General features: G+C 50.5%; 20 protein-coding genes and 1 other RNA gene. 4 read left to right on the forward strand and 17 right to left on the reverse strand.

Features of this window, described 5'->3' with window-relative positions:
* Positions 1 to 930, forward strand: coding sequence for a histone deacetylase family protein (locus BLW37_RS15670; RefSeq protein WP_091344613.1), 930 nt, complete (start codon positions 1 to 3; stop codon positions 928 to 930).
* Here the strand turns inward: BLW37_RS15670 and BLW37_RS15675 are convergent.
* Positions 904 to 1998, reverse strand: coding sequence for a tryptophan 2,3-dioxygenase family protein (locus tag BLW37_RS15675; protein WP_091344615.1), 1095 nt, complete (start codon positions 1996 to 1998; stop codon positions 904 to 906). The two genes, BLW37_RS15670 and BLW37_RS15675, sit on opposite strands and share 27 nt — an antisense overlap.
* Before the next feature lie 135 nt (positions 1999 to 2133).
* Here BLW37_RS15675 and BLW37_RS15680 point away from each other — a divergent pair, with 135 nt between their 5' ends.
* Positions 2134 to 2394, forward strand: a complete 261-nt coding sequence (locus BLW37_RS15680) for a late competence development ComFB family protein (RefSeq protein ID WP_091344617.1) — start codon at positions 2134 to 2136, stop codon at positions 2392 to 2394.
* A 20-nt stretch (positions 2395 to 2414) separates the two neighbouring features.
* Here the strand turns inward: BLW37_RS15680 and ffs are convergent.
* The 3 genes from ffs to BLW37_RS15695 all read right to left on the reverse strand — a co-directional run bounded on the left by ffs (position 2415) and on the right by BLW37_RS15695 (position 5286).
* Positions 2415 to 2511, reverse strand: an RNA gene (ffs, locus tag BLW37_RS15685) — signal recognition particle sRNA small type.
* Positions 2512 to 2624: 113 nt separating this feature from the next.
* Positions 2625 to 4253 carry a methyl-accepting chemotaxis protein gene (locus tag BLW37_RS15690; protein ID WP_091344619.1) on the reverse strand — a complete coding sequence of 543 codons (1629 nt, stop codon included), beginning with the start codon at positions 4251 to 4253 and terminating at the stop codon, positions 2625 to 2627.
* 124 nt (positions 4254 to 4377) lie between these two features.
* The gene (locus BLW37_RS15695) at positions 4378 to 5286 is read right to left on the reverse strand and encodes a DUF3014 domain-containing protein (RefSeq protein ID WP_091344621.1); all 909 of its coding nucleotides are present in this window, start codon (positions 5284 to 5286) and stop codon (positions 4378 to 4380) included.
* A 169-nt stretch (positions 5287 to 5455) separates the two neighbouring features.
* Here BLW37_RS15695 and BLW37_RS15700 point away from each other — a divergent pair, with 169 nt between their 5' ends.
* Together BLW37_RS15700 and BLW37_RS15705 are read left to right on the forward strand one after the other, a co-directional pair.
* Positions 5456 to 6598, forward strand: a complete 1143-nt coding sequence (locus tag BLW37_RS15700; RefSeq protein WP_091344623.1) for a patatin-like phospholipase family protein — start codon at positions 5456 to 5458, stop codon at positions 6596 to 6598.
* 161 nt (positions 6599 to 6759) lie between these two features.
* Positions 6760 to 7659: a GGDEF domain-containing protein gene (locus tag BLW37_RS15705; protein WP_091344624.1), complete on the forward strand. Its 900-nt coding sequence runs from the start codon at positions 6760 to 6762 to the stop codon at positions 7657 to 7659.
* A gap of 3 nt (positions 7660 to 7662) precedes the next feature.
* Here the strand turns inward: BLW37_RS15705 and tilS are convergent, their stop codons facing one another.
* Genes tilS through BLW37_RS15770 form a run of 13 tightly spaced genes read right to left on the reverse strand, consistent with a single transcriptional unit; the run spans position 7663 to position 24074 of the window.
* Positions 7663 to 9009, reverse strand: a complete 1347-nt coding sequence (gene tilS / locus BLW37_RS15710) for a tRNA lysidine(34) synthetase TilS (protein ID WP_091344626.1) — start codon at positions 9007 to 9009, stop codon at positions 7663 to 7665.
* Positions 9010 to 9031: 22 nt separating this feature from the next.
* Positions 9032 to 9988 carry an acetyl-CoA carboxylase carboxyl transferase subunit alpha gene (accA, locus tag BLW37_RS15715; RefSeq protein ID WP_091344628.1) on the reverse strand — a complete coding sequence of 319 codons (957 nt, stop codon included), beginning with the start codon at positions 9986 to 9988 and terminating at the stop codon, positions 9032 to 9034.
* A 28-nt stretch (positions 9989 to 10016) separates the two neighbouring features.
* The gene (gene dnaE / locus BLW37_RS15720; protein WP_091344630.1) at positions 10017 to 13490 is read right to left on the reverse strand and encodes a DNA polymerase III subunit alpha; all 3474 of its coding nucleotides are present in this window, start codon (positions 13488 to 13490) and stop codon (positions 10017 to 10019) included.
* Entirely contained in the window at positions 13487 to 14083 is a 597-nt protein-coding gene (gene rnhB, locus BLW37_RS15725) for a ribonuclease HII (protein ID WP_091344632.1), read from the reverse strand. The genes dnaE and rnhB overlap by 4 nt, the downstream gene beginning before the upstream one ends.
* Entirely contained in the window at positions 14076 to 15245 is a 1170-nt protein-coding gene (lpxB, locus tag BLW37_RS15730) for a lipid-A-disaccharide synthase (RefSeq protein ID WP_091344633.1), read from the reverse strand. The genes rnhB and lpxB overlap by 8 nt, the downstream gene beginning before the upstream one ends.
* Positions 15246 to 15298: 53 nt before the next feature.
* Entirely contained in the window at positions 15299 to 16069 is a 771-nt protein-coding gene (gene lpxA / locus BLW37_RS15735; protein ID WP_091344635.1) for an acyl-ACP--UDP-N-acetylglucosamine O-acyltransferase, read from the reverse strand.
* 1 nt (position 16070) lies between these two features.
* Positions 16071 to 16484, reverse strand: coding sequence for a 3-hydroxyacyl-ACP dehydratase FabZ (gene fabZ / locus BLW37_RS15740; RefSeq protein ID WP_425426635.1), 414 nt, complete (start codon positions 16482 to 16484; stop codon positions 16071 to 16073).
* 59 nt (positions 16485 to 16543) lie between these two features.
* Complete coding sequence (gene lpxD, locus BLW37_RS15745; protein WP_091344639.1) at positions 16544 to 17587, reverse strand: UDP-3-O-(3-hydroxymyristoyl)glucosamine N-acyltransferase; 1044 nt, start codon at positions 17585 to 17587, stop codon at positions 16544 to 16546.
* Entirely contained in the window at positions 17588 to 18109 is a 522-nt protein-coding gene (locus BLW37_RS15750) for an OmpH/Skp family outer membrane protein (RefSeq protein ID WP_091344641.1), read from the reverse strand. It lies immediately after the preceding gene.
* Positions 18110 to 18128: 19 nt separating this feature from the next.
* A complete protein-coding gene (gene bamA / locus BLW37_RS15755; RefSeq protein ID WP_091344642.1) occupies positions 18129 to 20621 on the reverse strand; it encodes an outer membrane protein assembly factor BamA in 2493 nt (830 codons plus the stop codon).
* 25 nt (positions 20622 to 20646) lie between these two features.
* Positions 20647 to 22002: a sigma E protease regulator RseP gene (rseP, locus tag BLW37_RS15760; RefSeq protein WP_091344644.1), complete on the reverse strand. Its 1356-nt coding sequence runs from the start codon at positions 22000 to 22002 to the stop codon at positions 20647 to 20649.
* Positions 21999 to 23210, reverse strand: coding sequence for a 1-deoxy-D-xylulose-5-phosphate reductoisomerase (gene ispC / locus BLW37_RS15765; protein WP_091344645.1), 1212 nt, complete (start codon positions 23208 to 23210; stop codon positions 21999 to 22001). Before ispC ends, rseP begins: the two co-directional genes overlap by 4 nt.
* Complete coding sequence (locus BLW37_RS15770) at positions 23211 to 24074, reverse strand: phosphatidate cytidylyltransferase (RefSeq protein WP_091344647.1); 864 nt, start codon at positions 24072 to 24074, stop codon at positions 23211 to 23213.

Here is a 24074-nt window from a genome sequence, read left to right on the forward strand (position 1 = left end):
ATGTCATTTCCCCTGGTTTATCATCCCTGCTACAGCGCCTTAGAGCTGCCAGAACGGCATCGTTATCCCATTGGTAAATACCATGCTCTGCAGCAACAGCTGCAGGCATTTGGCGTACCAACCGAACAGTTTCATCAACCAGCCCCACTTTCAGAGCACGAGCTTACACTGGTGCATTGCCCGGACTACATCCAAGCACTTTGCTCCGGCCAGCTGGATGCCAAAGCCATGCGCCGTATTGGCTTTCCCTGGTCAAAGCAGCTGATCCAGCGCTCACTGACCTCCATCGCGGGCACCCGACTTTGCGCCGAACTCGCATTACAACATGGCTTAGCGCTGCACTTAAGTGGTGGCTATCATCATGCCTTTTACAATCAGGGTTCCGGTTTTTGTCTGTTCAATGATCTGGCTTTTGCTGCTAAATCCATGCAGCAACAAGGCGTCAAGCGCCTGCTGATTTTTGATCTGGATGTGCATCAGGGAGATGGCACAGCTCTGCTGCTGGCGAATGAGCCGGATATCATCACCTGTTCGGTGCACTGCGACAAAAACTTTCCCTACCACAAACAACAGTCGGACTGGGATCTGGCACTGCCAGCAACCATCAGCGAACAGGACTATCTGCTACAAGTAGAGCAGGCGCTTAGCTGCCTGCTAAACTGGTATCAGCCCGATCTGGTGCTGTACGATGCTGGTGTGGATTGTCATCAGCAGGATGAGTTGGGTCACCTGCAACTAAGCACAGCAGCTTTATTGCAGCGTGACCGCCTGGTGCTACAAAGCTGCCGTAAGCGTGAAATACCAGTTGCCGCCGTCATTGGTGGCGGCTATCAACGCGATCTGGCGGCACTAACCCAGCTGCACCTGCAACTGTTTAAAGCCGCCTTTGAACTTGAAGGCAGCTCAATCGCCAGCAAAATAGAAACCTAAACGTTTTTTCAGACCCGCCGGTAAAGCTGGTAACTCAGACTTTGGCAATAAAAAGGTCGCCATATGAAACAGGTCGGTGAAAATGCGATTTTTCTCGGTAGTTCGTTTCAGGTAATCATGGCCGGAAGAACCACCGGTGCCAATTTTGGTGCCTAACATCCGCTGCACCATCATGGCATGCTTGTAGCGCCATATCGTCAGGTTTTCATCAATCTCGGTCAGGCAGGTCAGTAACTGGAATGGCAGATTAAAAACCGGCTCTTCCTGATACAAGCTGATAAAAAGTGCGGATAACATAGCACGCTGACTTAACCGGAAAGCTCCTTGCTGCTGCAGCTTGTGGTATTCCTCACTATCGAGCAGGGCCGCAAACTTCTGTCGGGTTTTGGCGATTTCACCAAGCTGTAGCTCACGCTCGGACTCCGCCAGTTGTTCAATGCCCTGCACGATGGCTTCATCCCGATTGAGCATGCTTTGGGTGGCCTGCTGGTACAATTGCCAGAAGCTAAAGTCACCAAACTCCAGGAATGGCATGCGCTCCAGCCACTTCTCAATCAGCTCAAATAAACTGGGCTGATGCTCCAACGCCTGCAAGAAGTTGCGATCTTTGTCATTCAGCCGGGTATAAAAAGAGTTTTTATCAAAGTCGATACGGTAATCGCTTTTAAGCCCCAGGCCAATTTCCAGCATTTTAAACTGCACACTCTGAAAGCCAGAAGCCGGTACCAGGTAATCGCGAAACGACATAAAATCCTGCGGCGTCATGGTTTCCATCACCGCAATCTGTTGGTTCAACAGCTGCTGAATGCTGATCACCCGCTTCAGTTTATGCACGATGCCGGTGAGCTGTTCATCTTTAACTTCCTCTTCAGCAAAGACAGCCAGTACCGCTTTTAATTCATGCAGGATTTGCTTAAACCACAACTCATACACCTGATGCACAATGATAAACAGGGTCTCATCATGCGCCTCTGCGCCATAGTTCGCACTTTCCGGTGCCTGGGCATTAAGAAGCTGGTCCAGCTGAAGGTAGTCACCGTAATAGCAAGGTTTTTGATTTTTCTGCATCTTTTTTGATTCCACCACGTCAGTAGCTGGCATTGTAGCAAGCCACCCCGGCATAACCAATGCGGTGGTTTTTTTTGTAAAAGCCGATTATGCTTGAAGGCAGTAGCGTCTGCTTTACAACCAAGAAGAGTAATCATGATTCTGAACGATGATATTCACAACTACTATGAAAAGCTGGTGATCGATTATTTGGCGGAGCAAGGCTTGGATCAGAATAAAGATCCGGATTATCTGGCGGATTTAAGCTGTATTATCCTGAATCAGCTGCCACCGCGTTATATTCGCTATGAAGTGGATATGGCGTTCTACCTGCCGCAAAGTGAGCGCTTCGAAATGCAAATGAAGGTGCAAGAGGCGGTACGCAAAGCCGTGGAGTTTTTGGATAATCAAGGCTAAGGATGGGAAGTGGGTGGCAACCCCACCAGCCACATCTCGGCACATGCGTCATAAGCTGCGGCTGCTTCCTTCCGGACCTGACCGGGTTCACCTACTAGCATTGCGAGAGGACCCATGGGGTTACCATTGTGTGCCATCACGATGGCAGGCGCGCATTATGCGCAAATCCTGCCTGGGTTGCAACCATCCGCAAGCCAGCTGCTCAAGAAAAAAGCAGCCGTGACCCGAGATCAAACTTTAAAAGCCGCTGCTTTTTGCTGTAAATCCGAGGATAAGCGCGCCAGCATATCACTGGCTTCTGCACTTTGTTTGGCGCTATGCGTCACTTCACCAATACTGACCGTAAACTCGCTGATGTTTTTGCTGATTTCTTCAGCTACTATGGTTTGTTGTTCAGTAGCGGTTGATACCTGGGCATTCATCTCAACAATATGACTGACTGAGCTTTTCATCTGATTGATCACATCTCCGGTTTCATTAACTTGAGTCACACTTACCTTGGCAAATTGACCAGAGTTCTCCATCGCCTGCACAGCCTCTTTGGAAGATAATTGCAGGTTATCAATCATACCGCGAATTGACTCGGTGGCTTTTTGGGTATTGGTTGCCAACTGACGCACTTCATCAGCCACCACGGCAAAACCACGACCCGCTTCCCCAGCCCGAGCCGCCTCAATCGCAGCATTCAGTGCCAACAAATTGGTTTGCTCGGCAATGCTGGTGATCACTGCCAACACCTGACTAATTTTGCCTGACTCATCATTCAGCTGGGCGATGACCTTAGTAGCTTCATCCATGGCGGCAGACAACTTTCCAATCGATTGGATACTTTGCTCCACCCGGCTCACCCCTTGTTCAGACAAGTGATCTGCTTCACCGGCTTGTTCCGAGGTACGCAAAGCACTGCCCGCAACTTCCTGAATAGCTGAAGACATCTGGGTAATGGCAGTAGCGATCATGCTGACATGCTGTTCTTGCTCACCCGAAGTGGTACTGACTTGCTCACTGATATTACTCATTTCCTCTGCTGCAGTCGCGAGCTGCTGGATAGCGCCATCCAGTTCTTTAAAGAATAACTGCAAGCGATCCATGGTGCCATTAAAAGCGATGGCAGCCTCAGCCAGTTCGTCATTGCCTGCCACTGCGGCCCGCACTGTCAAATCCAGGCTTTTCCCAACGGCTTGAATAGCACTTTGCAACTGACGCAACGGAGTTTGAATGGAGCGGTAAATCCAGAGACCAAGGACTGCCAGAGTAATAAATACAGTCACTAACAGCAGCATAAACACCAGGCGACTCTGTACAAAGCTCTGTTCAGCAGCCTGCCTGAAACGCTCAGACTCATCCAGCTGCAACATGATGAGTGCATCCAGGGCAGCACTGAGCGGATCGGCAACCGCGTACAAGCGCTGATTAAATTCATTGTTGCCGATGGCTGTCATAAAGGTGTTTTGCTCGATGGCGGACGTAAAACGATCGGCTTCGGTAAAAAAAGGTTGGCGCAAACGCTCGACATCCGATACCAGCCGACGCTCGTTTGCGGTGAGCTCAGTCGCCAGATACTGTCGCCAATAGCGTTCTGCTTCAGCTCTGGCTTGTTGCAACTCCTGCAGCGCTTGCCTGGCATTGAGCTGTTCGCTTCGGTATTTATGGAAGGTATCTACCATGGTCACGGCATAAGCATCCGATACCACTTTGATCTGACGAAGGGGAACTACCCTATCATGGTAGAGACTATCAATTCCCTGATTGAGTTGCTGCATTTCACGCAATGATAAAATGGCCAGCACAAGGATCACAACCAGAGGCACGACTATGATGGCTGTTAGCCGTAACTTTACACTCAATTGATTCAGCATGATGAACCCCTATACCTACTGCCAGTTCTTGGTTAAGCATAGACATAAGTTGGTAAAGGGGTAGTCATAAACGGCTGAATTAATTATAGTTTAATAAATATTAAACAAGGAAAGCCCTAAGAAATCATTCTTGTAACGCCAGTCGTAATTTTGTCAAGTGTTGATTCAAGCGCCTTTGGTTATCCGGCCCGATGCGGATCAACTGCTTTTGCACATCGCTCATGGCTTCAAGATGTGGCTCGGCAAAATGATACATCACGCTGGGCAGCTCCAGCTCAAAAACTCCGTCCATCACAGGCTGTGCCAGCAGGTAATCGATGGCTTGCAGCAAACGATACTCAAAGGGCTTATCCGGGTAGCCCAGCTCGGCAAAAGCTTCATCCAGTAATGGCTGATAGTGCCGCAACAATGCTACCTGAGTCGGGACTGGTACACTCTCTAACAGGGTAAGATAGGGCTCATACCGACGAAAACCAGCCGGGTCCAAGCTCAGTTGCTCACCTTGCTGTCTTACCGCAAAGGGTTGATCCGGTGTAGTGAGCACCAGATGGTCACTGCTGATTTGGCCCCGGCTGACGTTATCAGTCAGCACCACCAGACGACGCAGCATGTCTTCACGTACAAACAATCCGGCCAGGCCAGGTTGCCAGGGGAGTTGCAGCAACGACTGCCTTACTTCGGCATCCGAATCATTCAATGCAGGCAATGCAGGCTCTGGTTCTGGTTCTGGCTCTGGTTCCCGAAGCTCGGGCACAACCTCAACCGGCAAGTCACCGGTAAGCGGCTCCGCCGGCAATTCAGGCACAGCCTCAGTCACAGGCTCTAAGGCAATGGGGTCTGGTACAAAAGGTTCAGCGTCGGGTAATTCCGTAAGCTCCGCTTGCGGCAACAGCTGCACAGGTTCAGGCTCCGGACTGTCAGAGCGATACAACAGCCAGCCAGCTATCAATAAGACCATGACCACAGCAGCCAGTCCCAGGTAATAAAGCTGCTGACCAGGTGCAGATGCTTCCGATGATTCACGCTCTGTCATAATGGCCTCTTTGCGTTGGAAAGTTGCATTCAATTCGTTATCCGACCAGACTAAAGTCAGGTCGTAATCACAGTCTGCTCAGCATACAATGGCTGGAAATTTTTCAATAACTCTTTTTAGCCAGCAGCTTAACTCAACAGAGCAGCAGAGCGAGTAAAAGTTCAGCCGAATGAAACAAACAGATTCCGACAAGCGACGAAAAACAGCTTTGCTGTTGACCGGTGGTGGTGCCAGGGCGGCCTATCAGGTGGGTGTCCTTAAAGCCATTGCCACCCGTTACCCACGCAATAGCAAAATTCCGTTTGACATTATATGCGGCACTTCCGCTGGAGCCATCAATGGCACCGGTATTGCCTGTTACGCCTCTTGTTTTCATTTGGGCGTGAAAAAAATTGAATGGGTATGGCGGCATTTCCATACCAATCAGGTGTATTATTCAGACTACCCCAGAGTATTTCGTCATCTGCTGCGCGGTTTATTCAGCGCTTTTCAGGCCGATTATGCCAACAAGCGTGCAGTCAGTATGTTGGATAACACCCCTTTAAAGCAGCTGCTTGGTAAGATCCTCGACTTGCAACGTATCGATCGCAACATCATGGGTGGCTACCTGTCCAGCGTCTCAGTGACCGCATCCAGTTATAACGATGGCGATTCCATTACATTTTTTCAATCCGACAGCGCCGGTGACTGGCGCCGGGCTAAGCGCTGCGGTCAGCGGACCCTGCTTGGTTTGCATCATCTGCTGGCTTCCGCAGCTATCCCGCTGTTATTTCCATCGGTACAAATCCACCAGCAGTACTTTGGCGATGGCTCAGTGAATCAATTATCTCCGCTCAGTGCTCCCATTCATCTGGGCGCAGAAAAAATCCTGATTATTGGTCTGGAACAACCTCGCAGCCATGACCGCAGTCAGCGTTTACCGCATCATCCCGGCCTTGCCACCATCGCCGGTCATTTGCTGGATACTATATTTGCCGACACTCTGAACTCTGATTTAGAGCGTATGCAACGCATTAACAGCACCATAGCAACCATGCAGCAGCATGGGATTGAGACCAGCCTCAAGCCAATTGATAGTTTGCTGGTAAACCCAAGCCAGAATTTTAACCAAATCGCCAGCGAGCATTTCTTATCCTTGCCACTGGCGGTACGCACCATGTTCCGGCTGATGGGAATTGGCCAGCATTCGGATTCCAGCCTGGCCAGCTATTTGCTGTTTGAACAGGATTATACGCGTCGGCTGATTGATATTGGCTTCGAGGATGGCATGCATCAACTGGATGCCATTATTGAATTCCTGCAAGCGGATTAATCTGCTCTCTGGCGACTTCTTTGTCAAAAAAGTGCCGGTTCTCACTATAGCTCGTCAAGCAATCGCGTTGCACAGTTAATAAGCTATTGATAAATTTCATTATTAACATTTAGGCACAATTATTGCTTTTACGACTGTATCACCTTAACCAGGAAGCAGTTATGAGCTTATGTTTACTTAGCGAAATCAGTCTGCCAGACGCACCCAGCTACGCTGCCGTCGCGACCGATGAGTACTGGCGCGCTCCTACCGTGCAGCAGCATCAATCCTTGCTGGCACAGTTGCAAACCACGCTCGATCTGCGTGAGCAACTACAGCTTTTTTCGATGGCAGCTGGCAATATTCTGCCGCTCACCGGCCTGGAGTTGCAGACCGCTATTGGTCACTATGGTGCAGCAGGCTCTGCCAGTGCTGAATTCCAACATCGTAGCTTGTTAATGCTCAAAGAACAGTGCCTGGCCAAATTGCATTATTGCAGTGAACACCCCTTCACGCCACTTGTTTGCAGTAAGCTGCAAGCGCTTGAAGTAGAGTGGCTGTACTCGCTTCGAAATGCTCTGGTGGTTACCCGGCTACAGCAAATGGCACTCAAAGATACACTGACCGGCCTTGGCAATCGCCGATTCTTTGATGACAGTCTGGATAAAGCCATTCAACTGGCGATGCGCAGTCAAAGCTGCTGCGCGGTGTTGCTGCTTGATTTGGATAACTTTAAGCAGGTCAATGATCTCTATGGTCACACCGCAGGCGACGATATTTTGATCGCCGTTGCAAAGGCCATGCACAGCACCTTAAGGGCAACCGACTCACTGTTTCGTTTTGGCGGCGATGAGTTTGCAGTGTTACTGAGTGATGAGGATGTTGCCAGCAGTGAGTTGATTGCCAGGCGGCTGGTTAAAGCTATTTCGCGCCAGCACGATTGCCAGCAACACCATGTGACTGCCAGCATTGGTATCGCACACTGGCAGCCAGGACAAACCCAGGCAGAGCTTTTCTCAGCAGCCGATAAAGCTCTTTATCTGGCCAAAGAGGCTGGCAAAAACCGCGTTCGTCAAGCCTGACGCTTAGCGAAAAGATTCAGCCTGCAGCAGACACCACAACGTTGCTTTAGCCGGTGATACACAGCTGGCATAGCCAGCAACCAGTTGTACTTCTCCATGGCACAGCAGTAAGGGTAAATAAGGGCGTTGCCAGGGCGGGATCTGCCATAGTTTACACCATTGTTTCAAAGGCTTGTGGTGCTGAGCACCAGCAGGCTTAAATGGCAGGCTGAGCTGACCAAAACAAAGCTCCAGTGTAGTTGTCTCCGCCAGTGGTAACCAGTTTTCACCGGGCGCTGTTTCCGAGTGAATGAAATGCAACCACCCCAGCCCGGCCGGTAACTCAAGTTGTGCCTGTCCCTGCCATACTAAACCAATATGAGGCTTAGCGGCTAAAGGCTCACACAGATACAAAGCTCCCTGAAAACGTCTAAGGTGGTAATGTTGCAACTGCAGCTCTGGCATAGCATCCGCTTTTGCTGCAATGACTTGTTGATGCAAGGTAGTTAACCAGGCTAGCTCCGGGTTTAACTGATGCAGTTTCAGCCAAGAGCGCAGCAAGGCATTTTGCTCTGTTTGGTTTTTTCCCTGCAAAGCAGCTAACTGCAACACCCGCTTATTTTCGCTTAGATAAGGCTGTAATTGCTGTTGCCAAATCTGTTCCAGCTGCTTATCTGCTGCAGCGCAATGCGCCATGCTACGGGCAGCACTATGTGAAAAGCCAGGCCAGCGCTCCGCCAACAGCGGCAGCACCTGTTGACGTAAAAAGTTACGATCAAACCGCGGGTCCTGATTGCTTGGATCTTCTACCCAATGCAACTGATGAAAATCCGCAAACTGCTCCAGCTCTACGCGACTATGGGTCAGCAGTGGGCGTACTAGCAAACCGGCTGCAAAAGGCCGGCTTGAGGCCATGCCTGACAGTCCAGTAAGACCACTGCCGCGCTTCAAAGCAAGCAACAACGTTTCCAATTGATCATCGGCGTGATGGGCGGTCAGCAACACACTGCCCGGCTCAGCGCAATGCTGCGCCAACTGCTGATAGCGCGCATCCCTGGCACGTGCCTCCAGATTATGCCGACCATCCAGTGCCAGGTGATGATACGCAAAGAGCACCGATTTTTTGGCACAGGCTCGCTGGCAAAATTGCAGCCACTCATCCGCCTGTGGTTGCAACCCATGATGAACATGCACGGCCGACAGCTGCCAGGGAGCCCTGGCTGATAAACGATGCAGCAACTCCAGCAGCACCATAGAATCCAGACCACCACTGAGTGCCAGCACCACTTTTTTTGGCTGGTGTAAATGCAAACAAGCAGCCAGAGTCTCCTCCAGCTGCTTGTCGATTGAACGAGCGTAGCCTGCGGCCATGACCGCTTAACTTACCATGAGCCTAGCAATAACCAAACGACATCAACCGCTGATAGCGCTTATCCAGCAGCTCTTGCACCGATAAGGTATCGAGTTGCTGCAAATCACTCAGAATAACTTCTTTTAAAGACAATGCCATTTGCTCTGGATTGCGATGGGCACCGCCCAATGGCTCCGGCACTACCCGGTTAATCAGGTCCAGCTCTTTCAGACGCTCAGCGGTAATGCCCATGGCATCGGCGGCAACAGCTGCTTTTTCCGCGCTTTTCCATAAAATAGAGGCGCAACCTTCCGGCGAAATGACCGAGTAGGTACTGTACTGCAGCATATTCACTCGATCACCAACACCAATGGCAAGAGCACCGCCTGAACCACCTTCACCGACAACGGTACAGACCACAGGCACCTTTAAACCAGCCATGACTTTCAGGTTCCGGGCAATGGCTTCACTTTGCCCCCGTTCTTCGGCACCAATACCCGGGTAAGCACCCGGGGTGTCAATAAAAGTAATGATGGGCATCTTAAAGCGCTCAGCCATTTCCATCAGGCGCAGCGCTTTGCGGTAACCTTCCGGCCGCGGCATGCCAAAGTTACGGCGTACCTTTTCTTTGGTATCACGACCTTTTTGATGACCAATGATCATCACCGGTCGGCCATCCAGTCTGGCCGTACCACCAACGATGGCCACATCGTTGGCAAAGGTACGATCACCAGCCAACTCGTCAAAGTCGGTAAATACATGCTCAATGTAATCGAGTGTATAAGGCCGGTTTGGATGACGCGCCAACTGGGCAACCTGCCAGGCACCAAGGTCCGCAAAGATCTTTTTCGTCAATGCCAGACTCTTTTCTTTCAGTCGGTTGACTTCCTCTTCCAGCCCAAGATCGAAATCGCCGTTGCGGCTGACATTGCGCAGCTCATCAATTTTTGCTTCTAATTCGGCAATGGGTTGCTCAAATTCCAGATAATTTAACATCATGAGTCGTCAAACCTTCTTATGATTCGGTTCAATTATGAAAATCTAATTCTATCACGGCCAGCTGTCGTAACTGATGCAACAGCAAATCAGTTGGTGTCACCCACCACTCAGTACCTAACCGCAGACTAACTTTTCCTTCCGGCCGCTGATAATGCAGCAATACCGGTACAGTACCCGACTTATGTTCAGCCAATGTCTGCTGCAACTTGTCGAGGTACTTATCATCACATTGCGCTGATTTTAGCGTAATTTGCAGCGATTTAAGATATTTTTCTCGTACTGACGTAATTTCAGACAGATCACGGCCGGTCATTGTAAGGCCACCACTGAAATCATCAAATCGTACCTGTCCGGTCACTACCAGCACTTTATCTTTTTGCAGCAGGGTTTCAAAGCTGTCAAATTGCTCAGGAAACAAACGCACATCGACCCGGGCCGACTTATCATCCAGCGTCAGTAAAGCCCAGCGCCGACCTCGCTTATTCACCAGGACCCGCACGGCAACGACCAGGCCTGCAACGGTAATGGTTTGCTCACCCCGGGTTGGCTGCAAGTCCACTAATCGGCAGCCAACATAATGCTTTAACTCGTCAAGATAACGATTGATGGGATGCCCGGTAAGGTACAGGCCCAGAGTTTCGCGCTCACCTTCCAACCAGACTTCATCCGGCCATGGCGCCACCTGGCGAAAAGATTGCATCGCCTGCTCCGGCTCTGGCGTTAATGCGCCAAAGAGATCATTCTGACCAATAGCTTCAGCATGAGCCTGCTGCTCGGCGGCGCGCACAGCGTCTTCCAGACTGGCAGAAATCGCGGCTCGATGAGGGCCTAAACGATCCAGGGCTCCAGCCATAATGAGCTTCTCAATCACCCGCTTGCCAAGTTTTTTCAGATCGACCTTGTAGCAAAAATCAAATAAGTCGGTGAAAGCACCAAAGCGCTCACGAGCTTCGATGATAGCCGCAACCGGACCTTCACCCACCCCTTTTATCGCACCAATGCCATAGATAATCCGTCCCTGCTCATCCACGGTAAACTTGTACTGACCAGCATTGACATCCGGTGGCAGTAGTTTTAGTTTCATCCGCTCGCATTCATCTACGAGCGTGACGATTTTATCGGTATTGTCCATATCCGCCGACATTACCGCTGCCATAAACTCAGCCGGAAAGTGGGTTTTCATCCACAGCGTTTGATACGATACCAGGGCGTAGGCAGCAGAGTGTGACTTGTTAAAGCCATAGCCAGCAAATTTCTCCACCAAATCGAAAATCTTTATCGCCAGTTCGCCATCAATACCGTTATTACGGGCACCTTCTTCGAATACCGCTCGCTGCTTGGCCATTTCCTCTGGTTTTTTCTTTCCCATGGCCCGGCGCAGTAAGTCAGCGCCACCGAGCGTATAACCGGCCAGCACCTGGGCAATCTGCATCACCTGCTCCTGATACAGAATGATGCCGTAAGTCGGCTCTAAAATGGGTTTAAGCGATTCATGCTGATAATTGGCATCCGGGTAGGAAATTTCTTCCCGCCCCTGCTTGCGATCAATAAAATTATCCACCATGCCAGATTGCAGCGGGCCCGGACGGAACAAAGCCACCAAGGCAATCATGTCTTCAAAACAGTCGGGTTTAAGGCGGCGGATCAGGTCTTTCATACCCCGGGATTCCAACTGGAATACTGCCGTGGTATCCGCCCGCAGCAAAGTTTGAATACTTTTTGGGTCGTTTAACGGGATAGTATTAATATCAACCTGAGGTTGATTGTGTTGCTGCCGACGCACATTGACCATATCCACAGCCCACTGCAGTATGGTCAGGGTGCGCAGCCCAAGAAAGTCGAACTTAACCAGCCCGGCAGTCTCTACATCATTTTTATCAAACTGTGTTACCGGGTTATTGCCAGCATCATCGCAGTAGAGCGGCGAGAAGTCGGTAATTTTGGTGGGAGCTATCACCACACCACCGGCATGTTTACCGGCGTTGCGGGTTACCCCTTCCAACCGGCGCGCCATATCAATCAGATCGCGGACTTCTTCATCCTGCTCGTACAACTCTGGCAGCCGAGGTTCTTCTTTGAAAGCCTGCTCCAGTGTCATGCCGGGTGTTGGCGGGATTAACTTGGAAATACGATCAACAAAGCCATAAGGATGCCCAAGCACCCGGCCAACATCCCGAATAACCGCTTTGGCTGCCATGGTGCCAAAGGTGATAATTTGCGACACGGCTTCCCGGCCATACATGTCGGCCACGTGTTCTATCACTTCATCCCGTCGATCCATGCAGAAATCAACGTCGAAATCCGGCATCGACACCCGCTCCGGATTCAAAAAGCGCTCAAACAGCAGATCAAACTCCAGCGGATCCAGATCGGTGATTTTCAACGCATAGGCTACCAGCGAGCCGGCACCCGACCCACGGCCCGGCCCTACCGGTATACCGTGATCTTTACTCCACTGAATAAACTCCATCACCACAAGGAAGTAGCCTGGAAAGCCCATCTGGTTGATCACATCCAGCTCTATTTGCAGACGCTCGTCGTACTCAACACGCTTGACTGCCCGATCGGCAGGCTCCGGAAATAATTGCTCCAGCCGCTGTTCAAGACCCTCACGGGATTTTAGCACTAAGAAATCTGCATCCGACATACCGCCGGTTGGAAAGGCCGGTAAAAAATATTCATACAGCCGAATGGTGACGTTGCAACGTTTAGCAATTTCGACCGAGTTGGCCAGTGCTTCCGGAATATCGTGGAACAGCGCCACCATTTCCTGCTCAGAGCGCAGGTATTGCTGCTCGGAATAGTTTTTCGGCCGGCGCTTATCGTCCAGTGTGTAACCATCATGAATGGCAACCCGAATTTCATGAGCAGAAAAATCATCCGCGGTTAAAAATACCACTTCGTTGGTGGCCACCAGAGGTAGATCGTTCTGTTGTGCCCAATCAACGGCGAGCTGAATGTATTGCTCTTCATCTGGCCGTCCGGTGCGAATCAGCTCCAGATAAAAACGATCGTTAAAATGCCGCTGATAAAAGGCTGTCAGCTGTTGGGCGACGAGCGGGTTCTGTTTAAGCAGCGCTTTCCCTAGCAAGCCATCTTTACCACCGGACAGCAAGATTAGACCGGCACTGTGCTCTGCCAACCAATGATGATCAATTTGCGGCTTACCATTCAGGTGACCGCGCAGGTACGCCTTAGAAATTAATAGGGTGAGGTTCTTGTAGCCGGTATTGTCCGCAGCCAGAATCAGTAAGCGACCACTGTCCTGGCTAAGCTCGCTGTCATGCACCCAAAAGTCGGCCCCGATGATGGGCTTGATACCGGCATCGATGGCGCCACCATAAAAGCGTACCAAGCCACAAAGATTCATTTGGTCGGTCAAAGCCAGTGCCGGCATTTGCAGCTGCACAGCCGCTTTTAAAATGGGTTTTACCTTGGCCAGACCATCCACCATGGAAAAATCGCTGTGCAGACGCAAGTGAATAAAAGCCGGGGCGCTCATGCCGATGCCTCTAACTGCTGTTGTACCGGCTTAAAACTCCGACGATGCTCTGGCAATACACCAAACTGCTGAATGGCTGTCAGGTGATCCGCCGTCGGATAGCCTTTGTGACGATCAAAGCCAAACTCCGGATAACGCTGGTGCAGTAGATGCATTTCTTCATCACGAGCGACTTTGGCAAGTATCGAGGCAGCGCTGATTTCAGCGACCTTACTGTCACCTTTGACCACCGCCGAAGCAGGGACTGGCAGTTGTGGGCAGCGGTTGCCATCGATCAATACCCACTCGGGCAGCACCGCTAAGCCGGCCACCGCCCGCTGCATGGCCAGCATGGTGGCATGCAAAATATTTAACTGGTCTATTTCAGCTGGTTCGGCCCTACCAAGACTCCAGCACAGTGCTTTCTGCTGGATTTCAGTGGCCAGTAATCGGCGCTTTTTCTCTGACAGTTTTTTTGAATCGGTTAAGCCAGCTATTGGCTTGCTTGGATCCAGGATGACAGCGGCTGTTACCACGGCACCAATCAAAGGGCCTCGCCCTACTTCATCAACACCGCATAACAAGCGAACATCTGGACGGACAAAGTCAGTCATGCGGCCCCCGCTTTGCAATCAACTCCAGAATGGCAGTTGCGGCTTGCTCACTGGCATCACAAGCAAGTTGCTGATGCAACTCAGTGAAACGCTGACGTAACTGACTGCCAGAATCCCCCAACAAGGGCTGCATGGCCGCGACCAATGCTTCTGGCGTTACCTGATCTTGCAGCAACTCGGCAACCAATGGCTCATTCGCCAGCAAATTCGGCAGGCTAAAGTAGTCGATCTTCACCAGCCATTTTGCCAGTTGATAAGTGACAGCATTCAGTTTGTAAGCCACTACCATAGGGCATTTAGCCAGCATAGCTTCCAGCGTGGCAGTGCCAGAAGCAATAAAGACTGCATCTGCAGCGGTAAGCAGTTCACGCGATTGACCAACCAGCACCTGCAAAGGCAAGTCCGGTGCAAGCTGCTGTTTGATAGCAGCAAATACTGCCGCCTTTTGTTCTGTCACCATAGCACAAATCAACTGCAGTTCTGGCTGCAAGGCTTTAAGCTGTGCAGCTGCTTGCAAAAAAACCGGGCTAAGTAACTTGATTTCATTGCTGCGACTGCCGGGCATTAAGGCAAGTACCGGCTGTTCGTCCAAGCCAAGAGCGACTTTGGCGGCAGCTTTATCAGGTTGCAGTGGCATCTGATCGGCTAAGGTATGACCGACAAAACGGCACGGCACCCGGTGCTTGTCGTAAAAAGCTTTCTCAAAAGGTAATAATGCCAACACCAAATCGGTAGCTGCAGCAATTTTAAAAATACGTTTTTGTCGCCAGGCCCATACCGAAGGGCTGACATAATGAACGGTGGTAAAACCTGCCTGCTTCAGCTTATGCTCGACCGGCAGATTAAAATCCGGCGCATCTACCCCCAACACCAAGTCTGGAGGGCTTGCCAGCAAGCGAGCAATCAATTGCTTGCGAATAGACAGCAAGCGTGGCAAGCGACCCAAGACCTCGACTAGCCCCATCACCGCCAACTCTTCCATCTCGAACCAGGCATCAAAACCCAGCGCCTGCATACGCGGACCGCCAATACCGAAAAACTCGGTATCTGGTCGTTGCTTTAAAATGGCAGCCATAGCCCCGGCAGCAAGAATATCACCGGAGTGCTCACCAACTATAATAGCAATACGAAGCGGCTTGTTTGTCGGTAACTCTGAGGGCATAAGCAGGATTCCATACATCGGCGCTGGCCGCAGCAACTGCGGCCGGGATGCAATTAACGAATAATACCGCGCTTAGACTGCTCGATAAACTGCGTTAAGCGTCGCACTTCAGCATTGGCCTGGCTCTGACTGGCAAGCGCAGCAACTGCTTCAGCCACGGTATGGCCTTTGCGGTAGATTTCTTTGTACGCACGGCGAATTTCCAGCAGAGTATCTGCCGTAAAACCACGACGCTTCAAGCCTTCCGTGTTAATACCTGCAGGTGTAGCTGGGCTACCATTGGCCATTACAAACGGCGGGACATCTTTTAGCACAATAGAGCCACCCCCAATGAAGCTGTGAGCACCGATATGGCAGAATTGATGCACACCACTCATGCCGCCCAAAATAACCCAATCACCAACATGCACATGACCCGCAGTCGAAGCATTGTTGGCATAAATGACATTGCTGCCAATCACACAATCATGAGCGACATGGGTGTAATTCATAAAGAGGTTGTGACTACCAATCACGGTTTTGCCTTCGTCCTGGATAGTACCGCGATGCACAGTACAGCCTTCACGAAAGATATTAAAATCACCAACAATCAGCTCGGTTGGTTCATTTTTATACTTTTTATCCTGACAGGCTTCACCAATGCTGGCAAACTGAAAAAAATGATTGCCACGGCCTATAATACTCGGGCCTTTGATCACCACATTGGACTCGACAATGCAGTCATCGCCCAAAATAACATCTGGCCCGATGTAACTAAAAGGACCAACCCGGACATTGTTGCCTAACTGAGCTGTAGGCTCTATCACTGCAGATGGATGGATCACGTCAGAATTCTCTCCTGGCACACATCAGCTCGGCACAACAGACCAGCTGACCGTCAACTTTGGCCTCACCGTAGAACTTCCACATATTACGGCGCTCTTTTAAAAACTTGACTTCAAGCACCATGGTATCACCCGGTACCACAGGTTTTTTAAAGCGAGCTTCATCGATGCCTGCAAACAGATACAACTCGTTTTCAGAGCGCTCTGCCGCTGTCTTGAATCCTAAAATGCCCGTTGCCTGCGCCATGGCTTCCAGAATCAGAACCCCGGGGAAAATAGGCCTGCCGGGGAAATGCCCGGTAAAAATTGGTTCATTAATGGTGACATTTTTAATCGCAGTCAGGCTGTCCCCAGGGGTGTAATCAATCACCCGATCAATCAATAAAAAAGGGTAGCGATGCGGCAACAAAGCCATAATGTCCTGAACTTCAAGACTTGAAATGGGATTAGCCAAAGTTGATCCTCTGTTTGTCTTTATGCTTGCTTATCAGTTGTCTTGCTGTCTGACAGCTGTTGCTCAAGATCTTTGACGCGTTGATACAACTGATCGATTTTGCGCAAACGTGCTGTATTTTTCCGCCATTCTGCGTTGGTGGTAGCTGGTATGCCTGAAGTATAGACGCCTTTTTCCGTTACTGGCTTCATTAACATGGCCATACCACTGATTTGCGCGCCATCACAGATTTCGATATGGCCGTTAATAACCGCTGCACCACCGATGATGCAATAACGGCCAATAGTGGCACTACCGGCAATGGTGGTACATCCGGCAATAGCGGTATGATCGCCTATCCGCACGTTGTGTGCTATCTGGCACAGGTTGTCAATAATGACATTATTGCCAATCACTGTATTTTCAATTGCACCACGGTCAATGCAGGTCTGGGCGCCGATTTCACAATCATCACCAATCAGCACGGTACCAACCTGTGGTATTTTCAACCAACGCCCGCGCTCATTGGCAAAACCAAAGCCATCCGCTCCCAAGACAGCTCCACTGTGCACAATGCAGTTGCTACCGAGCTCAACGCGATGGTAAATGCTGACATTGGGCCAAATCCGGCAACCAGTACCTAAGTGAGCAGCTTCACCAATAAAAGTGTGAGCACCAATTTCAACATCATCGCCAATCACTGCCCCAGCTGAAATAACAGCATAAGGTCCAACCGACACGCCTTTACCAAGGGTAGCACCCGCATCAATTTGTGCTGTTGGGTGAATCCCCAAAGCTGCAGGAGGTGTTGAATCCAGTAGCTGAGCCAGCTTGGCAAACGCAACATAAGGATCGGCAACCAGCAAAGCTGCGCCTGGCCATAACGCTTTATCTTCCGTTCGCAGCAACAAAAGCCCAGCCTGACAATCCGTCAGTAAATGCTTGAGTTTTGGGTTGGACAGGAAGCTCACCTGATCAGGCCGCGCGCGCTCTAAAGTACCAACACTGCTGATTTCCAGTGTTTCAGATCCAATTAGCTCAGCATCGAGGTGCTGAGCTAATTGCAGGGCGGTCCAACTGTTCATTTAGTTGCCGCTTTGAATTTGACGAACAACAGCAGCTGAAATATCGTAACTATCTTTCGCATAGACAGCTGCACCAGAGTTCAGCACGATGTCGTAGTTGCCTTGCTCGGCTACTTTATCGATGGCATTTTTAATAACAGCCAGCAACTTGTTGCGCTCTTCAGCCTGACGCTGGCGCATTTGCTCATCCAATGGACGTGCCATTTGCTCGTACTGGATTTGTTGCTGTTGGATGGTTTCTGCCAGGCGCTGCTGCTCAGCTTCGCTCATGGTTGGACCATCACGGCGAATTTTTTCCACGTTAAAGTTGATGTCGCGCTCCAACTGGCCAATGGCCTCAATGCGCTCACCAAACTCAGCCATAATGGTTTCCTGGATTTGCTGTGCCTGTGGCAATTGGCTGGCAATCGCCTGCACATCTACAAACGCAATTTTGGCAGCATGAGCAGCCGTTGCGCCTAATAAAAAAGCACCAAACACCAAAGTTGCAGCGGTTTTAACAAATAAATTTTTCAAGGTCATCATCCTTTGTTCTCAATGTTCAGAAAGTAGCACCAATATTAAAACTAAAGTTTTCCTGCAAGTCACCATCGTATTTATTGATGATCTTGGCCAGGCTGAAGGTCAGGGGACCCATCGGTGAAATCCATTGCAAGGATACACCGGTACTGACCCGGATCATAGACGGATCTGAGTAATCTGCCAACAGTGGCTCACGGTCAAATTGACGCTGCTGGGTCAGGCTGGCATAGCGATTGAAATCAAACTCCGTATCCCAGACGTTACCGGCATCAATGAAAACACTGGTGCGCACCGAGTTGCGGTTGTCCTCACCAACAAAAGGCGTGGGTGTAATCAGTTCCAGCGTCGCAACCGCCATAGCGTTACCACCAATGGAGCGTTGCGATACACTGTAGCGATCGCTGGATGGATCACCAGGCAGATTACCACTGCCACCACCGATCGGATCTGGCAAGCCAGGGATCGTTGTAGGGATCCGGAAGACAGCACGCGGACCAATGATGCGGTGCTCAAATCCCCGGATATTATGGCCTCCAGCTGTGAAGTTCTCATTAAATGGCAGAGTATAATCATAGCCGTTGCGGCTACCATAACCATTGCCGTAACCAAGCTCCAGCTTACTCATGAAAGTCCAGGTATGATCACGACTAAGCGGGATATATTTGCGTGCTTCAAACGTGGTTTTGAAGAACTGTAAATCCGAATTTGGCGTTGAAACCCGACCATTTAAGCCAAAATAATGGCCAGCGGTCGGGAACAAGCCCCGGTTCAGCGTGCTTTGTACCCAGCCAGCCGTCAGCTCATAGTTGATATACTTCAACCGCCCGTCCGGGTCATTGCCATCCAGTATCACATTTTTAAAGTGCCGCAGTTGATCGTAATCCTGCAGCAAGCTCAAGTCATTGACACTGATAGATGCACCAAAATTCAGCCGATTGAACTCATTAATGGGGATCCCCATCGAGGCTCCAACCCCATACCGTGTTTGGCGGTAAGCTTCCAGGTTCGAGCTTAAGCTGCTGTAATCCGTTTTGGTGTAAAACAGCTGGCCACCTAAGCTTACACCATCCAAGGTGAAGTAAGGATTGTTGTAATTCAGTGATACTGTTTTCTGGTACTTATTGGTATTTAAATTGATACCGGCACTGTTACCAGAACCCATAAAGTTGCTTTGCTCTACACCAATCTGGAAAGCAAGTCCCTGGAAGTCGCCATACGAAATACCTGCATTAAAGCTACCGGATGGCTGCTCACGCACATTGAAGGTAATATCCACTTGATCTTCAATACCCGGTACATCGCGGGTTTCAAACTCAATACGCTCGACATAAGGCAATCGCTGAATACGCTGCTTGGACAGTTCCAACGCATCGTTGGACAACCAGCCACCTTCTAGCTGACGCAACTCCCGCCGAAATACTTCATCTTTGGTATTAGAGTTACCAGCAATATCAATCCGGCGCACATAGATGCGTTTCCCTGGGTCCACATTGATGGTCAACTCAACTTCTTTGGTTTCATCATTGATATCAGGGATGGTGGTTACCCGCGAGTTAGCGTAACCAAAACGGGCTAAGATCCGGCTAATGGTTTCTTCGGTAAAAGTCACCAGAGCGCCATTGTAGAGCTCACCCGGACGAATAGGAACGATGCGTTCAATCAGTGCATCCTGGCCGATCAAGTCACCGGCAAATCGTACCCCAGTCACCGTATACTGCTCGCCTTCCGTCACATTCAATGTAACATAGACAGACGATTTATCCGGACTGACCGATACTTGCGATGAGTCGATGCTAAAGCGCAGATAGCCCCGGTCCAGGTAGTAACTTTGCACCCGTTCAAAGTCGCCTTGCAGCGTCTGCTTCTGGTAACGGTCCGATGACAAAAAGCGCCACCAGGGTTTATCCTGGCCGGATTCAAACACGCTAAGCAAGGTGTCATTATCAAACACTTCGTTGCCAACGATATTGATCTGCCGGACGGAGGCTGCATCGCCTTCATCAAACTTAATTATAACATTGACGCGGTTGCGGGGCAGATACACCAGCTCCACTTCAACACTGGCCTGGTACTTACCCACACCATGGTAAAATTCGGTCAGGCCATTTTCTATACTGCGCAAAATGGTGCGGTCTAAAGGCTCGCCAACCTGAATACGCTGCGCCGATAAACTTTCATTCAGCTGATCATCCTTGATGTCTTTATTGCCATCAAACTCAATGCTGTTAATGGTTGGACGTTCTTTCAGGCGATAGATCACCGCATTGCCATCACGCAACACGCGAATGTCGTCAAAATGGCCCGCAGAAAACAACGTCTTAATGCTTCGGGACAAGGTGTACTCAGTCACCGAGTCACCAACACTGAAAGGAATGTTATTCAGAGCTGCACCTAAAGCAACCCGCTGCAAACCTTCAACCTGAATATCCTGCACCACAAAGGGTTCATCGGCATGGATGGTGTTACTGATTCCAGCAAGCAGCATGGCAGCTGCCAATCGTTTCATTATCATTCTGTGAACAACTTTTGATTAGTGATTACAAACGAGAAATATCGTTGAGTAGCGCAATTCCCATCAACAGCAGAAGAACCATGGCCCCTATCCGAAAACCTATCTCCTGCGCCTTTTCAGAGACCGGTTTGCCACGTATTAGTTCAACAACCATGTACATTAAGTGCCCGCCATCCAAAATTGGCAAAGGCAATAAATTGATGACCCCAAGGTTGACGCTAATCAAGGCCAGAAAGGTCAAAAATGCAATCAGCCCAATACTGGCGGTAGTCCCTGCCCCCTGGGCAATGGAAATAGGTCCACTCAAATGCCGCACTGAGACATCGCCAAAGATAAACTTGCCAATCATGCTAAAGCTAAGCCGGGTTAACTGCCAGGTTTGCTCCACCCCAACTTGCAATGCTGTCAGTGGGTTGTGCCGCTTGGTATAGCGTATTCCTTCAGGCCAGCCACTGCTTGCCGGTACTATCCCAAGATAGCCCTGCGTAAAGCCATCGGCAGTTTGCCGTTCTCCGGGTACTACTGTCAAGGCCAGTGATTGACCTTGCCGCAGAATGCGCATGTCAAGGGGGGTGGCCGGATTATTTTGTATCCATTCAGTTAACTGATACCAGTTTTGCAACGATGAATTATCAACATGGGTAATTTCGTCACCTACTTCCAACCCTGCCTGCTCAGCCGGAGAACCTGGCTCAATATGGGCCAAAGTCGTCAATGGTGTTGGCATCATTAAATCAATACCCAGACTATCAAAGATCGTTTGCCGATCCGGGTCAAACTGCCATTGGCGGGTATCGAGCAGGCGTTCGGAACGCTGGCCACTTTGCCGGTGTTCCAGCTGCAGCGTCATTTGGTTTCGCCCAAGTTGTTCGACCAGCAACAAGTTCAGTGTGCGAACATCTGCTGCCGTGCGGCCGTTAACAGCAGTAATCTGATACTCTGGCTTTAATTCAGCATTGGCCGCAATGGAGCCAGTTCGAACATCGGCAATGACTGGCTTAGCTTCCGGCACGCCTATCATGTACATCAACCAAAGTACCAAGATGGCAAAAATAAAGTTGGCCATAGGGCCTGCAACGATGATAGCCATGCGCTGCTGCACGGTTTTCTGATTAAAAGCCAGATCTTTGAATTGAGGCAGCACAGGGTCAAAACGATCATCCAGCATGCGAACATAGCCGCCAAGCGGGATCATCGCCACCACAAACTCGGTGCCTTGTCGATCGCGCCAACGAAATAAAGCCTTACCAAAACCAATGGAAAACCGTTTGACCAAGACACCGTTTCTGCGTGCCACCCAAAAGTGGCCAAACTCGTGCACGGTAATCAGAATGCCGAGGGCAATGACAAAACTGGCAATATTCCAGATAAGCGCGCTCATGCTAGTTGCCTTATGATTAATTGCTCGGTGGCCTTTCTGGCCTGTTGATCCAGCTCCAGAATAGCCTCTAGCTCCGTTGCTTGCGCTGTTGCGAATTGCTCCAATACATCAGCATTGACCAGTGCGATTTGATCAAAACGCAGCCGTCCGGCAAGAAATGCCGCTACCGCCACTTCGTTAGCAGCATTCAATGCTGTGGTGGCTGCCTGACCATAGCGGCAGGCATCAATCGCCAAATAGAGATTTGGAAAGCGTGCCTGCTCTGCTTTGGAAAATGTCAGTGCGGACAGTGTGCTAAAGTCCAATGGCGGCACCTGAGTACTGATTCGTTCAGGGTAGGCCATCGCATAGGCGATGGGCGTGCACATATCAGGCTGACCAAGCTGCGCAATCACCGATCCATCCTGATACTGCACCATGGAATGAATCACACTCTGCGGGTGAATGACCACCTCAATCTGTTCAACCGGACACTGAAACAACCAATGAGCTTCAATCAGTTCCAGTCCTTTGTTCATCATAGTGGCACTGTCGACTGAGATTTTCTGACCCATGTCCCAGTTCGGATGGGCCACTGCCTGAGCGGGTGTAATCTGAGTAAACTCGTCGAGCGGTTTCTGTAAAAAAGGCCCGCCACTGGCTGTCAGGATGATTTTACTGATGCTCTGTTGTTGCAGGCTATCAGCCTGCAATTGGTGCTCACATACGGCCTGCTGTAATGTCGCAGGCAAACATTGGAAAATAGCATTGTGCTCACTATCAATCGGCAATAATCGGGCACCACTTTGCCGCACTTGCTGCATAAAGAATGCGCCAGCCATTACCAACGCTTCTTTATTGGCAAGCAGCACTGTTTTAGCGGCTTTAACGGCGGCAAGGGTAGGCAATAATCCAGCGGCACCGACGATGGCCGCCATGACCATGTCCGCATCCGGATGCGCGGCGATATCAGATAACGCTTGCTCGCCCGCCAGCACGTCTGTTGTGCATTGTGCAGCCCGTAATTGCTGCTGCAACTCTAAGGCCGCTGCATGATCCGACATCACGGCAAAGCGCGGTTGAAAACGCAGGCAAAGTTGCAGCATGGCATTGACCGAGCGATGCGCCGTCAATGCCAGTACAGCAAAACGCTCTGGATGCGCTGCCGCCACTTTCAAAGTACTTTGTCCGATGGAGCCGGTGGCTCCCAAGATCACCAGTTGCTGCATCTAGTAAAAACCACCCAATAAGGCGACCAGCAAGGCGTAAAGCGGTGCTGTTGCCGTCAGGCTGTCAATCCGATCCAAAATACCACCATGCCCAGGTAACATACGACCACTGTCTTTCACACCGGCCACGCGCTTTAACATGCTTTCGGTCAAATCACCAAAGACGGATAAAGTAGTGAGGACAAAAGCAGCGACAAAAAGCACCGGGCTTTGCTCTGGCCAACCTAAATACCAGCAAAAAGCCGCCAGCAGCAAAAAGACCATGCTAAGACCACCCAACATGCCTTCGATGGTTTTACCCGGGCTGACTTTGGGCATCAACTTGGTGCGACCAAAGGGCTTACCCACCAGATAGCCGCCGATATCCGCGGCCCACACCAGCGCCAGTAAGCCGCAAATAAGCCAGGCACCAGCATAGGGGTTGACCTCGATGCCAACACTGCGCACCAGCACAATGGCCAGCCAGGCCGGTACCAAAGTAAGAAGCCCCATCAAGGCACGCAACCAAAGTTGCTTTGACCAAAACGGCTGGCTGGCTGGAAAGCTCACCACCAGCACCACAGCCAATCCCCACCACAAAATACCAGCCGCCAGCACAGAAAAAATCAATGCAGAACCAGTATAAGGCCAGTTCAGGCCAGCAGGCAGCAGCCAATAGGTAGTCAACATCAGGGCCGCCGTGAAGGCGACAAAGCCCCAACGCTTCCGGCTACCTGTTAGGCCACAAAAGCTGCCCCACTCCCAGGCCCCTAACAAAAAGGCTCCGGCAACAAAAGCGGCGAAGGCAGGTAAAGGTAAAAAGAATACGGCGGCCAGCGCCAGTGGTGCCAGGATAACTGCTGTTATTATGCGTTGTTTTAGCAA

Origin of the sequence: Alkalimonas amylolytica (genome assembly GCF_900107845.1) — a bacterium.
GTDB lineage: Bacteria > Pseudomonadota > Gammaproteobacteria > Enterobacterales > Alteromonadaceae > Alkalimonas > Alkalimonas amylolytica.

Bases quoted from the DNA above. Each gene is read 5' to 3' on its own strand.
- BLW37_RS15670 (WP_091344613.1), top strand. From the start codon at position 1: ATGTCATTTCCCCTGGTTTATCATCCCTGCTACAGCGCCTTAGAGCTG.
- BLW37_RS15675 (WP_091344615.1), bottom strand. From the start codon at position 1,998: ATGCAGAAAAATCAAAAACCTTGCTATTACGGTGACTACCTTCAGCTG.
- BLW37_RS15680 (WP_091344617.1), top strand. From the start codon at position 2,134: ATGATTCTGAACGATGATATTCACAACTACTATGAAAAGCTGGTGATC.
- BLW37_RS15690 (WP_091344619.1), bottom strand. From the start codon at position 4,253: ATGCTGAATCAATTGAGTGTAAAGTTACGGCTAACAGCCATCATAGTC.
- BLW37_RS15695 (WP_091344621.1), bottom strand. From the start codon at position 5,286: ATGACAGAGCGTGAATCATCGGAAGCATCTGCACCTGGTCAGCAGCTT.
- BLW37_RS15700 (WP_091344623.1), top strand. From the start codon at position 5,456: ATGAAACAAACAGATTCCGACAAGCGACGAAAAACAGCTTTGCTGTTG.
- BLW37_RS15705 (WP_091344624.1), top strand. From the start codon at position 6,760: ATGAGCTTATGTTTACTTAGCGAAATCAGTCTGCCAGACGCACCCAGC.
- tilS (WP_091344626.1), bottom strand. From the start codon at position 9,009: ATGGCCGCAGGCTACGCTCGTTCAATCGACAAGCAGCTGGAGGAGACT.
- accA (WP_091344628.1), bottom strand. From the start codon at position 9,988: ATGATGTTAAATTATCTGGAATTTGAGCAACCCATTGCCGAATTAGAA.
- dnaE (WP_091344630.1), bottom strand. From the start codon at position 13,490: ATGAGCGCCCCGGCTTTTATTCACTTGCGTCTGCACAGCGATTTTTCC.
- rnhB (WP_091344632.1), bottom strand. From the start codon at position 14,083: ATGACTGACTTTGTCCGTCCAGATGTTCGCTTGTTATGCGGTGTTGAT.
- lpxB (WP_091344633.1), bottom strand. From the start codon at position 15,245: ATGCCCTCAGAGTTACCGACAAACAAGCCGCTTCGTATTGCTATTATA.
- fabZ (WP_425426635.1), bottom strand. From the start codon at position 16,484: ATGGCTTTGTTGCCGCATCGCTACCCTTTTTTATTGATTGATCGGGTG.
- lpxD (WP_091344639.1), bottom strand. From the start codon at position 17,587: ATGAACAGTTGGACCGCCCTGCAATTAGCTCAGCACCTCGATGCTGAG.
- BLW37_RS15750 (WP_091344641.1), bottom strand. From the start codon at position 18,109: ATGACCTTGAAAAATTTATTTGTTAAAACCGCTGCAACTTTGGTGTTT.
- bamA (WP_091344642.1), bottom strand. From the start codon at position 20,621: ATGATAATGAAACGATTGGCAGCTGCCATGCTGCTTGCTGGAATCAGT.
- rseP (WP_091344644.1), bottom strand. From the start codon at position 22,002: ATGAGCGCGCTTATCTGGAATATTGCCAGTTTTGTCATTGCCCTCGGC.
- ispC (WP_091344645.1), bottom strand. From the start codon at position 23,210: ATGCAGCAACTGGTGATCTTGGGAGCCACCGGCTCCATCGGACAAAGT.